The sequence below is a fragment of the Micromonospora sp. NPDC048894 genome, from assembly GCF_040649765.1.
Taxonomy (GTDB): Bacteria; Actinomycetota; Actinomycetes; order Mycobacteriales; family Micromonosporaceae; genus Micromonospora; species Micromonospora antibiotica.
In genome coordinates this window covers 130180-141715 of record NZ_JBEZFY010000012.1, presented here as the reverse complement: position 1 = coordinate 141715, position 11536 = coordinate 130180, and the positions used below count along the sequence as shown (strand labels likewise).

The window sequence follows — 11536 nt, the reverse complement described above, 5'->3', positions numbered from 1 at the left end:
AAGGAGAGACGACGATGTCGAACACCCCCGAGACCCCGACCCCGATGAGCCGCCGCAGCCTGCTGGGCCGGACCGCCGCGGCGGGCCTGCTCGCCACCCCGGTGGTCGGCCTGCTCGGTGCCTGCGCCACCAGCGGCTCCGACGAGGACACCACCAAGGCCGAGGAGGGCACCAAGAGCGCGACCAACCCGCTCGGCGCCGCCGAGGACGCCCCGCTGGAGGTGGTCATCTTCAACGGTGGCTACGGCGAGAAGTACGCCACCGACGTGCACGAGCCGCTCTACAAGAAGGCGTTCCCCAAGGCGGAGATCAAGCACCAGTCCACCCAGGCGGTCTCCACCGTGCTCCAGCCCCGGTTCGCCTCGGGCAACCCGCCGGAGTTCGTCAACAACTCCGGCGAGAAGCTGATCGACTTCGGCTCGCTGGTCGCCGACGGGCAGTTGATGGACCTCACCGAGCTGTGGGACGCCCCGTCGGTCGACGACCCGAGCAAGAAGGTCCGCGACACCGTCGTCCCCGGCACCGTCGAGGCCGGCTCGTTCAACGGCAAGCCGTACGTCCTGTACTACGTCTCCACCGTCTTCGGCATCTGGTACTCGGGCAAGCTGTTCAAGGACAACGGCTGGGCGCCCGCGAAGACCTGGTCGGAGTTCACCGCCCTGCTCGACGGCATCAAGTCCAAGGGCATCACCCCGTACGGCTACGCCGGGGCGAACGCCGCCTACTACCAGTGGAACGTCATCCTGACCCACGCCGCGAAGATCGGCGGCACCGACGTACTCAAGAACATCGACAACCTGGAGGACGGCGCCTGGCAGCAGGACGCGGTCAAGCAGGCCGCCCAGGCATGGGAGGAGATCGGCGCGAAGTACGTCGACAAGAGCTTCGAGGGGCTCAAGCACACCGACGTGCAGCTGCGGCAGAACCAGTACAAGCTGGCCCTCTACCCCAGCGGCGACTGGCTGGAGGGCGAGCAGAAGAAGGACACCCCGGCCGGCTTCGACTACCAGCTGATGCCGGTGCCCAGCCTCACCGGCTCGGACAAGCTGCCCGCCACCGCCGTACGGGCCACCGCCGGTGAGGGCTACTTCGTCTCGGCCAAGAGCAAGAACCCGCGCGGTGGTCTGGAGTACATGCGCCAGATGCTCTCGGTCGCCGGGGCGAAGGGCTTCACCGAGGTGGTCAAGGCCCCGACCGTGGTCACCGCCGGCAGCGCCGGCTTCGCCTTCCCGCCCGGCGTGGCCAGCTCGCAGGCCGCCCTCGCCGCCGCCGGCAAGGACGTGTTCAACCTGTACTTCGACGGCTGGTACAAGGAGCTCGACACGGAGGCGCGCACCGCCACCAACGAGCTGATGTTCGGCCGGATCAAGGCGGACGCCTTCGTGGAGCGGATCCAGAAGCGGGCCGACGCCATCAAGAAGGACAGCTCCGTCGCCAAGTTCACGCGCTGACCGATCGGAGTAGCGGGATCATGCGGCACGGCAAGTATCCGTTCGTGATCGGGTTCCTCTTCGCCCCGGTCACGCTGTACGTGGTCTTCGTCATCGCACCGTACGCGCAGGCGTTCCAGATCTCGATGACCAACTGGCGGGGGCTGTCCGCCCCGCAGTGGGTGGGCTTCGACAACTACCGGCGGCTGCTCGACGACGGGCGCTTCTGGCAGGCGGTCCAGCACCACGGCGTACTGCTGCTTGCCCTGCCGCTGATCACGATCGCCATCGCGTTGTTCTTCGCCTTCCTGCTCAACGTGGGCGGACGCAGCGTGGGTGGCCAGCGGCAGGGGGTCCGGGGGTCGAAGTTCTACCGGGTGGTGTTCTTCTTCCCCCAGGTCCTGGCGGTGGCCATCATCGCGGTGCTGTTCCAGATGGTGTACCGGCCCAACGAGTCCGGCCTGATCAACGGCGTGCTGATGAAGATCGGGCTGGACCCGGTGCTGTTCCTGGTCCGGCCGAACCTGGCCCTGTGGTCGATCATCGCGGTGCTGGTCTGGCAGGCCGTCGGCTTCTACGTGGTGCTCTTCTCGGCCGGGATGGCCTCGATCCCGGGGGAGATCTACGAGGCGGCCGAGATGGACGGGGCGAGCAAGGTGATGCTGTTCTTCCGGGTCACCCTGCCGCTGCTCTGGGACACCCTCCAGGTGGCCTGGGTCTATCTCGGCATCGCCGCGTTCGACGCGTTCGCCATCGTCGCGGTGCTCTCGGTGGACAGCGGCGGCCCGGACGGCGCGACGACGGTGCTGGCGGTGGAGATCTACCGCAACGCCTTCGTCTACTCGAAGTACGGCTACGCCTCGGCGATGGGTGTGGCGCTGTTCTTCCTCACCCTCACGTTCGCGGCGCTGACGCTGCGGTTGACCAAGCGGGAAAGCGTGGAGTACTGACATGGCCGCACAGACGACGCTGCCGCCGGCCGCGGCGGACACCCCGCCCGGCCGGCCCGCCGCCCGCACCCGCAAGGGCCGGGGCGAGCACCACGAGGTACGACTGTTCAGCGGGCTCGGTCAGCTGGCGCTCGCCGTCTGGGCGGTGATCGTCATCGTGCCGATCCTCTGGACGTTCCTGGCCGCGTTCAAGAACACCGGCGAGATCTTCAGCAGCCCGTGGACGCTGCCGGCGGAGCTGCGCTGGGAGAACTTCGGCCGGGCCTGGACCAAGGCGCACGTCGGCCGGTACTTCCTCAACAGCGTCTTCGTGGTGTCGTGCAGCACCTTCGGCACCATGCTGTTCGGTTCGATGGCCGCGTACGTGCTGGCCCGGTACAAGTTCCGGGGCAACCGGGCGATCTACTACCTGTTCGTCTCCGGGTTGGCCTTCCCGGTCTTCCTGGCGCTGGTGCCGCTGTTCTTCGTGGTCCGCAACCTGGGCCTGCTGGACACCCACACCGGCGTGATCCTGGTCTACATCGCCTACTCGCTGCCGTTCACCATCTTCTTCCTGGCCGCGTTCTTCCGGACGCTGCCGAACTCGGTGGCCGAGGCCGGCATGATCGACGGCTGTTCGCACACCCGACTGTTCTTCCAGGTGATGCTGCCGATGGCGAAGCCGGGCCTGATCAGCGTGGCGATCTTCAACATCATCGGGCAGTGGGCGCAGTACCAGTTGCCCCTGGTGCTGCTCTCCAACGCCAAGGACAAGTGGGTGCTCACCCAGGGCATCGCCGACATCTCGGTCAATGCCGGCTACGAGGCCGACTGGTCCGGCCTGTTCGCCGCCCTGACCATCGCCATCCTCCCGATGATCATCGTGTACGCGATCTTCCAGCGGCAGATCCAGTCCGGTCTGACCTCCGGCGCGGTCAAGTAGCCCCCTCCGTCCCGGCGGCGAGGCGACCCGCTCCATCCCGCCGCCGGGCCGGCTGGCGCTCCGCCCTGCCGCCAGCCCTCATGCGCGGTCAGTGCCCGGGACTTCGGTTCCCGGGCCCCGGTTCTCGGGCCCCGGGCCCCGGACCGCGGTTCTCGGGCCGCTGGGCCGCTGGGCCGCGGCGGCACCCGGCCCCGCCACTGTGCTGCGGCAGCTGTCCGGGTGCCGGCACGCCCCCTGCCCCTCAGTACCGCAGTGGGCGATCCGCAGGTGTCGGTAGGTGACGGCCGGACAGGTGGGACGGACCCGGCGACCGGCGGAAGCGGCGGGGTGTCACAGGGGCGGGGCAGAATCGGGCCGTGGCGGTGGTGGCGGTGGTGGCGGGCGAGCGGGGCGGTGGCGCGCTCCGGCCGCTGGACGCCGCCGGCCGCCCGTCCGGCGCGGTCGAGCTGGTCGACGACCTGACCCGCGCGGTCGCCGCCCGGGAGGCCGCCGAGCGTCCCCGCTGGGTGTGGGGCTCCGGCACGGCGGTCTACCCCATCCTGCTGGGTGCCGGGGTGCGGGTCGAGCGGTGCCACGACGTCGAGCTGACCGAGGCGCTGCTGCTGGGGCACGCCGGGCGGTGGGGCGAGCCGCGTTCACCGGCCGCCGCGTACGCCCGGCTCATCGGGGCCGTGGTCCCACCCGACCCGCCGGCCCGGCCGCCCGCGCCGCCCGGTCACGGCCAGGCCGCGCTCTTCGAGGCCGTCCCCGGCCCGCCGGGCCCCGGCATCGACACCCTGACCCGGGTGTACGCCGACCAGCTCACCCGGATCGCCGCCACCGCGCATCCCGGCCGGTTCCGGCTGCTGGTCGCCGCCGAGTCGGCCGGTGCGCTCGTCGCGGTCGAGATGGCCGCGGCGGGGCTGCCGTGGCGGGTCGACGTGCACGGTGAGATCCTCGCCGAGCTGCTGGGCGAGGCGTCCCCGATGGGCGGGCCGCCCCGGCGGCTGGCCGAACTGGCCGCCCGGATCGCCGAGGCGCTCGGGGTGCGGCAGCTGCACATCGACTCCCCGGCGGAGCTGATGCGCGCCTTCGCCCGCGTCGGCGTGCAGCTGCCCAACACCCGGGCCTGGGTGCTGCGCGGCGTCGACCATCCGGCCGTACCGTTGGTGCTCGAATACAAGGAGCTGTTCCGGATCTGGACGGCGCACGGCTGGGCCTGGCGGGACGCCTGGGTCCGCGACGGCCGGTTCCGCCCGGAGTACGTCCCCGCCGGGGTGGTCTCCGGCCGGTGGGCGACCCGGGGCGGCGGCGCGTTGCAGATCCCCAAGGTGATCCGGCAGGCGGTGGTGGCCGATCCGGGGTGGCAGTTGGTGGTGGCCGACGCCGGCCAGTTGGAGCCCCGGGTGCTCGCCGCGGTCTCCGGCGACGCCCGGCTGGCCACCGCCGGTGCGGCCGGTGACCTCTATGCGGCGTTGGCGCAGGACTCCTTCGGTGGTGACCGGGCCCGGGCCAAGCTGGCCCTGCTCGGCGCGATGTACGGGCAGACCGGTGGCTCGGCGCTGCCCGCCCTGGCGGTGCTCAAGCGCAGCTACCCGACCGCCTTCGGTTACCTGGAGGCGGCAGCCCGCACCGGCGAGGCGGGCGGTCTGGTCCGGTCCTGGCTGGGGCGGACCTGCCCACCGGGGACAGCCGGCTTCGACACCGGTGACGATGCCCTGGTGGACCCGGACGCCGGGTCGGACCCCCGTTCACCCCGGGCGCGGGCCGCCCGGTCCCGGGGCCGGTTCACCCGGAATTTCGTCATCCAGGCCACCGCCGCCGAGTGGGCCTCGACGATGCTCGCCACGCTCCGGGGCGAGCTGGCCGGTATCGGTGGCGAGTTGGTCTTCTTTCAGCACGACGAGGTGATCGTGCACTGCCCGGCCGAGCTGGCCGATCCGGTGACCGAGGCGATCCGCCGGGCCGGAGCACGCGCCTCGACCCTGCTCTTCGGCGACACCCCCGTCCGCTTCCCCCTCGACCTCTCCACCGTCGACTGCTACGCCCACGCCTAACCCACCCCCACCCCCACCCCACCCCTCCTCCCGTCCCCACCCCCGCCCATCCCCGGGTCCCCCGCCCATCCCCTCCCGTCCCCGGTGATCAAGAGGTTTGCGTCAGCCGGATCGAGTTTCCTGACGTAAACCTCTTGATCACCGAGGGCAGGTGGGGGACGGGAGGAGGGTTAGGGCAGGGGGCGGGTGGGTATTACGCGTGAAATATCCGTTTCGTGCCGACACGGATCGGGTGAGGGCTCGTTGCACCCGGTGTGCGTATCGCAGGAATGATCATCGCGGCGGGCGGGGGACGCCGGCTCGGCGGCCCCGAGGCATTACTGCTCCAGGGAGGCCGGCCGCTGGTCAGCTGCATGATCGACACGATGACCGAGGCCGGGTGCGGGCAGTTGGTGGTCGTGTTGGGCGCGGCGGCCGACGAGGTACGGGCGGCGGCTGACCTGAGCCCTGCCACCGTGGTGGTCAACCGGGCCTGGGGCACCGGCGTCGGCTCGTCGATCCGGGCTGGCCTGGCCGCGCTGGCCGACAGGCGGGTCGAGGCGGTGGTGGTGGTCCCGGTCGACATGCCCGGCCTCACCCCGGAGGCGGTCCGCCGGGTGGCCGCGCTGCCCTACCCGGACGTGCTCGCCTGCGCCACCTACGACGGGTTGCGCGGTTACCCGATGCTGTTCGGCCGTCGGCACTGGGCCGGCATCGCCACCCTGGCCAGCGCCGATGTCGGAGCCCGACCTTACCTGTTGGCGCACAAGGACCAGATCGTCGACATCGCCTGCGACTCGGTCGCCGACGGCAACCGGGTCGACACCCCGGAGCTGATGGCGCTCTACGGCCTCACCGTGCCACCGCAGCGGGTCGGCGTCTGATCAGCGTTCAGGCAGGCGGCGGGGATGCTGCCGCCTGCGGAACGCGACAGGTGACCGCCGACCGCTCGGCCAGCGCCCCCGACCGTCCCCTCACCCACGAACCCGGCCCCCACCCACGGCCAACCAGGCCGACTCCGCCCCTCCCCGCCCGCCTTTCCCCCGGTGATCAAGAGATTTGCGTCAAGAATGATCTCCATGTTGACGCAAACCTCTTGATCACCGGGGAAAGGCCGGGGCGGGGAGGAGGCGGGGCGGGGGCGGGGGCGAGCGGGAGGGGTTAGACCTCTATGTTGAATCGTTGCAGGACCGAGGGGGCTACCAGGCCGACCGCCGCGAGTACGGAGAGCACCGTCAGCGCGGTGCGCAACACGACCACCTCGGCTTTGCTGCCGGTGCGCAGGGCGATGCTGTTCGGCAGCCCGATCATCGTCCACATGCGGCGCTTGATCGGGATCGGCCAGAGGATCGGCACCCCCGCCTTGGTGATCATGTCGCCGAGGATGTGCACGAAACAGCCCACTCCGACCGCCAACCCGATCATCGGGTAGCCGCGGTCGCCGGGCAGGGTGGCGAAGGTGAACCAGGCGGCGGCGGCCGAGACGAGCGTGACGATCACCCAGCCGGCCCGTTCGGCCCACTCGTCGAAGAGCCCGCGCAGCGCCAACCCGATCATGAAGAACAGGATGCTCACCACCGCCCACTTGCCGTACGCGGCGCAGAGCGCGGTGGTGCCCCAGCCGACCAGCACGGTGAACGGGATGGTGTGGGTCAGCGTACGGTGGCCGTTGTTGCGGCGCGGGTCGCGGCTGAGCTTGGTGGCGTAGTAGACGCCGAGGGAGATCTTCTCCATCACCTCGGCGACGAAGAGCGAGAAGACGCCGAAGGTGCGGGCCACCGTCGCGCCGCCCTGGTTACGGGTGACCTTGCCGGAGAGGTCGAGGTCGGGAAAGAGCGCGCCACCGGCACAGACCGCCGTGCCGACGGCCAGCGCCAGCGGGGACTGGTGGTAGTCGGCGAAGTAGTCCAGCGCCCACGACCCGGTCAGCCACACCGCCGCGCCCGACAGTGCGTGGGACGGTCCCATCATCTCGCCTCGCCCCTCCCCGGGTTCTTGATCGACAACGCTACGCCACTGTGTCAGAGCCGTCACCGACGGGGCAATCACCCGGACAATCCACAGGGGACGGTGTCAGTCGGCGGGGCGGAAACTCTGCCTGATCATCAGGAAGTATGTCGCGTTGACCTGCCAGTCGAACTGGTCTGTCAGCCATGAGACGGTGTACGCCCGGTCCCGGGTGACCCGTACCAGCAGCCGGGCGGTGTGCAGCCGGCCACCGGTGGCACCGGTCCACTCGCACTCCCACAGTGCGCCACCCCGGAACATGTCCAACGGGACGATCTCCACCCGACGGTAACCGGTGAGCCGGCCGTCATCGGTGAGCCGGCGTTCCTCGGCCTGCCAGTGGGCGACCGGGTCGGCCGGGGCGTCACCGGGGGCCACGCTGAGCACCCGGGGGCCGCCCGGCTCCCGCAGGCAGGTCACCGTGCCCTCGGTGTAGTGCAGCCACCCGGCCGGCGCGGCGATCCGGAATCCGGTCGGGTCCTCGTACCAGGTCCAGCCCGGGACCAGGCCGAACCGCTCACCCGCCGGCGGTGGCGCGGACCGGACCGGGGTGGCGTCCGTCGGCGCGGGCGCGGCGCACGGGAAGGCCGCCGGCCGGGCCACCGGGTTGCCGGCGCCGCCGCCCGGTGAGGACGGGGTGGTGCCGCCGTCGTGCAGGGCGAGCGTCGTCCCGACCCCGGCCAGCAGGGCGCCCGCGACGGCCACCGTGACCAGGGCGATCCGTCGGCGGCGACGTGCGTCCGCCACCGGCACCGCCGGGGTACGCCCGTCGACCGGACTCCGCCCGGCCGGACCGATCCCGGCCGGACCGATCCCGGCTGGACCCGGCGCGGCCGGGCCCGGTCCCAGTGGACCGATCCCGGCTGGATCCGGCGCGGCCGGGCCCGGTCCCGGTGGACCGATCCCGGCTGGATCCGGCCCGGCCAGACCCGGCCCGGCCAGACCCGGCCCGGCTGGATCCGGCCTGGCCGGACTCGGCCCGGCGGGACCCGGTCCCGGTGGACCGATCCCGGGACCCGGCCCGGCCGACCCGGAGGGCGGGGGCGCGTCGACGGTTGCCGGATCGGTCGGGATCTCCGGCCGGTGGACAGCCGCGCCGGGCGGAGGTGGCCCGGCGGGGGAGGGACTGCCGGTCGGCGGTGCGGCGAGCGCGGCGAGCAGCAACGACTCCGTCTCGGCGGCGGTGGGCCGTTCGCCCGGCTCCCGGCGCAGCAGACCTTCCAGCACCGGACGCAGCGGCCCGGCCCGACGCACCGGGTCGGGCGGCTCGGTGGCCAGGGCGCTCAACGTCGCCATCGCACTGGCGCGGGCGTACGGGGACTGCCCCTCCACCGCCGCGTAGAGCGTGGCGCCCAACGACCACAGGTCGGTACGCGGGTCGGAGACCCCGTCGCGGGCCCGCTCGGGAGCGACGAACTGCGGCGACCCGAGCACCAACCCCGGGCCGGTCATCAGCCCGTCCCCACCGTCGAAGGTGGCCAGCCCGAAGTCGGTGAGCACCACCCGCCCGTCGTCGGCGACTAGCACGTTGTGCGGTTTGACGTCGCGGTGCAGCACCCCGGCGGTGTGTGCGGCCCGCAGCGCGGCCAGCACCGCCAGCCCGATCCCCGCCACCCGGTGCGGGTCCAGCGGTCCTTCGATGCCGAGCAGTTGCTGCACCGACCGGGACGGGACGTACTCCATCACGATCCAGGGGTTGTCCCCGTCGTGCACCACGTCATAGATCCGGACCACGTTCGGGTGGTTGAGCCGGGCCGCGGTACGCGCCTCGCGCAGCGTCCGTAGCCGTAGTTCCGAGCGTTCGGACTCGGCGAGCCAGTGGGGCGGGACGACCTCCTTGACGGCGACATCCCGGTGCAGCATCTCGTCGCGGGCCAACCAGACCCGGCCCATCCCGCCGGTGCCGGCCAGTTCGAGCAGGCGGTAGCGCCCCGCGACCAGCTGCTGCTGCACGACTTTCCCCCTCGACTGCCCCCTCACCAGGGTAGCCACCGAGCTGCGGTTTCTCGACCGCAGCGATGGCGGCCGCAGTGACGGCGGTCGCAGCGACGGTGACCGTGACGATGGGGGCGGGCGCAGCGGCGGGGCCGGTCAGGTGGGCGAGGTCACCTCGGTCGACCGACCCTGGAAGCTCTCCCGCACCACCCGCAGCTGGCTGTTCGAGTTGCTCCAGTCCTCGTCGGCGGCGGACCAGCTGAGGATGAACCCGGACAGGTTCCGACCCGGGATCATCCGGACCGCGTGCTCCCGGCCGCCGAACGGGGTGTCCCAACGGCACTCCCACTGGGCGCCGTCATCGTCGAGAGTGTCCAGCCTGATCTTGTCGTACCCGGGCAGGGCGTTGAAGTCGAGCTGCGTGCGTTCCTCGGCCCGCAACCGGTCCAGCGCGCCGCCGCCACCACCGGCCAGCGGTTCCACGCTGAGCGTCCGGCGGCTGCCCGGGTCGCGGAAGCAGGCCACCTGCCCCTCCTGGGTGCGCAGCCAGCCGACCGGGACGGCGATCCGGAAGCCGGCACCGTCGTACCAGGTCCAGCCGGCCGGGGGACGGAACCCGCCGTCCACGGTCGCCGGTCGGCCGGTGACCTTCGTGCCGACCGGATCGGGCCGCAGGCAGGGCAGGGGCGGCGGGGCGAGGCCCGGTGCGCCGGGCGGTGGGTTCGGCCGGCCCCGGTCGGCACCCGGCGGGCCGTACGGGCGGGTGGAGGGCACGCCGGTGACGGGCACGTCGGTGCTGCGCGGCGCGGCCCGCTGCTCGTCGTTGTCGATCGCGAACGTGGTGCCGATGCCCACCGTGGCCCCCACCGCCAGGGTCGCCCCGGCCAGTAGCCAGCCCCGGGTGCCGCCGGGCAGCCGGGTGAACATCCCGACCACCCCACCCGTCCCGGTCGCCCGCCGTGATCCCGCCCCCGCGCCGGACCGCCCCGGGCCTCGTCCACCCGCGCCACCGCGTCCCGGGTCCGCCCCGGGACCGTGTCCCCCCGGGACGCCGGGTTCCGCCCCGGCGCCGGCGGGGGCAGGTCCGCCCGATCCCGGCGCGGCGGTGGCCGGGCCGGACGTCGGCACGCTGCCGTCCGGTGCCCCGACACCCGGCCCGGGACGGCCGGGCTCCGGGCCCGACGACGTCGAGCCGGTGGTGCCGGCCGTCGTCGGGGAGGAGGACGTGGTGGGGCGTTCCCCCGAGTCACCGGCGACCCGGCGACCTGGTGGCCCCCACTCCCGTTCGGCGTCGAGTTCCGCGCGGCTCCTCGCCGCGCGGTCCGTCGGCTGCTGCGTCGGCTCGCCGTCCCCGCCCGGCCGGGGCGGCCGGGCCACGCCCACCGGACGGGCGACCGGCAGTATCACCGTCGGCGGCTCGGCGGCGGGCGTCGGTCGGGTCACCGCCTCCAGGCGGCGGTTCGTCTCGTCGTGGCCGATCCGCTGCCGGGGGTCGCGCAGCAGCAGCCCGTCGAGGACCGGGCGCAGCGGTCCGGCGTGCGGCGCCGGGTCCGGCGGGGAACTCGCCAGGGCGGCCAGGGTGGCCATCGCGGTGCTCCGGGCGTACGGGGAGCGGCCCTCCACCGCGGCGTGCAGGGTGGCCCCGAGCGACCACATGTCCGCCTCCACGCTGGACACGCCGTCGGCGGCGCGTTCCGGGGCGACGAACTGCGGCGAGCCGAGCACCATCCCGGGGCGGGTCATCAGCCCGTCCCCACCGTCGAAGGTGGCCAGCCCGAAGTCGGTGAGCATCACCCGTCCGTCGTCGGCGACCAGGACGTTCTGCGGCTTCACGTCGCGGTGCAGCACCCCGGCGGAGTGCGCGGCCCGCAGCGCGGCCAGCAGCGCCAGCCCGATCTCGGCGGCGCGCACCGGGTCGACCGGGCCGGTGGTGTCCAGCACCGCCTGCAACGACCGCGACAGGACGTACTCCATCACGATCCACGGGCGTTCCTCGATCTGCACCACGTCGTAGACCCGGACCACGTTGGGATGGTTGAGCCGGGCGGCGGTGCGCGCCTCACGCAGGGTCCGCAGCCGCACCTCGCCGCGTTCGTCGTCAGCCAACCAGGCGGGGGGCACCACCTCCTTGACCGCCACCTCGCGATGCAACACCTCGTCGCGGGCCAGCCAGACCCGGCCCATGCCACCCCGGCCCACCAAGTTCAACAGGCGGTACCGGCCGGCGATCACTACCTGCTGCACCGTTCTCCTCACCATCGGCCGAGGTACACCGTA

The 11536-nt window shown here is 72.6% G+C and carries 8 protein-coding genes; 5 read left to right on the top strand and 3 right to left on the bottom strand.

Going from position 1 to position 11536, the window contains the following annotated elements; translation table 11 throughout:
• The first annotated feature begins 14 nt into the window (after positions 1–14).
• The 5 genes from ngcE (at position 15) to AB0C22_RS24120 (ending at position 6201) form a co-directional block, all read left to right on the top strand.
• Positions 15–1451, top strand: a complete 1437-nt coding sequence (ngcE, locus tag AB0C22_RS24140) for an N-acetylglucosamine/diacetylchitobiose ABC transporter substrate-binding protein (protein ID WP_219463629.1) — start codon at positions 15–17, stop codon at positions 1449–1451.
• A gap of 20 nt (positions 1452–1471) precedes the next feature.
• Positions 1472–2380: a sugar ABC transporter permease gene (locus AB0C22_RS24135; RefSeq protein WP_208570895.1), complete on the top strand. Its 909-nt coding sequence runs from the start codon at positions 1472–1474 to the stop codon at positions 2378–2380.
• A gap of 1 nt (position 2381) precedes the next feature.
• Complete coding sequence (locus tag AB0C22_RS24130) at positions 2382–3302, top strand: carbohydrate ABC transporter permease (RefSeq protein ID WP_219463627.1); 921 nt, start codon at positions 2382–2384, stop codon at positions 3300–3302.
• A 356-nt stretch (positions 3303–3658) separates the two neighbouring features.
• The gene (locus tag AB0C22_RS24125) at positions 3659–5338 is read left to right on the top strand and encodes a bifunctional 3'-5' exonuclease/DNA polymerase (RefSeq protein ID WP_357537155.1); all 1680 of its coding nucleotides are present in this window, start codon (positions 3659–3661) and stop codon (positions 5336–5338) included.
• Positions 5339–5607: 269 nt separating this feature from the next.
• The gene (locus AB0C22_RS24120; RefSeq protein WP_219470184.1) at positions 5608–6201 is read left to right on the top strand and encodes an NTP transferase domain-containing protein; all 594 of its coding nucleotides are present in this window, start codon (positions 5608–5610) and stop codon (positions 6199–6201) included.
• Between the two features lie 277 nt (positions 6202–6478).
• Here the strand turns inward: AB0C22_RS24120 and AB0C22_RS24115 are convergent, their stop codons facing one another.
• The 3 genes from AB0C22_RS24115 to AB0C22_RS24105 form a co-directional block, all read right to left on the bottom strand.
• On the bottom strand, positions 6479–7288 hold the full coding sequence (locus AB0C22_RS24115; RefSeq protein WP_219463626.1) for a metal-dependent hydrolase: 810 nt from the start codon (positions 7286–7288) through the stop codon (positions 6479–6481).
• A gap of 102 nt (positions 7289–7390) precedes the next feature.
• Positions 7391–9277 (bottom strand): serine/threonine-protein kinase, encoded by a 1887-nt coding sequence (locus tag AB0C22_RS24110; RefSeq protein WP_357537153.1) that lies wholly within the window; start codon positions 9275–9277, stop codon positions 7391–7393.
• A 138-nt stretch (positions 9278–9415) separates the two neighbouring features.
• Positions 9416–11503, bottom strand: coding sequence for a protein kinase (locus AB0C22_RS24105; protein WP_357537151.1), 2088 nt, complete (start codon positions 11501–11503; stop codon positions 9416–9418).
• Positions 11504–11536 lie beyond the last annotated feature (33 nt).

Excerpts from the sequence above, each read along its gene's own strand:
- AB0C22_RS24130 (WP_219463627.1), top strand. The coding sequence starts at position 2,382 with ATGGCCGCACAGACGACGCTGCCGCCGGCCGCGGCGGACACCCCGCCC.
- ngcE (WP_219463629.1), top strand. The coding sequence starts at position 15 with ATGTCGAACACCCCCGAGACCCCGACCCCGATGAGCCGCCGCAGCCTG.
- AB0C22_RS24120 (WP_219470184.1), top strand. The coding sequence starts at position 5,608 with ATGATCATCGCGGCGGGCGGGGGACGCCGGCTCGGCGGCCCCGAGGCA.
- AB0C22_RS24115 (WP_219463626.1), bottom strand. The coding sequence starts at position 7,288 with ATGATGGGACCGTCCCACGCACTGTCGGGCGCGGCGGTGTGGCTGACC.
- AB0C22_RS24135 (WP_208570895.1), top strand. The coding sequence starts at position 1,472 with ATGCGGCACGGCAAGTATCCGTTCGTGATCGGGTTCCTCTTCGCCCCG.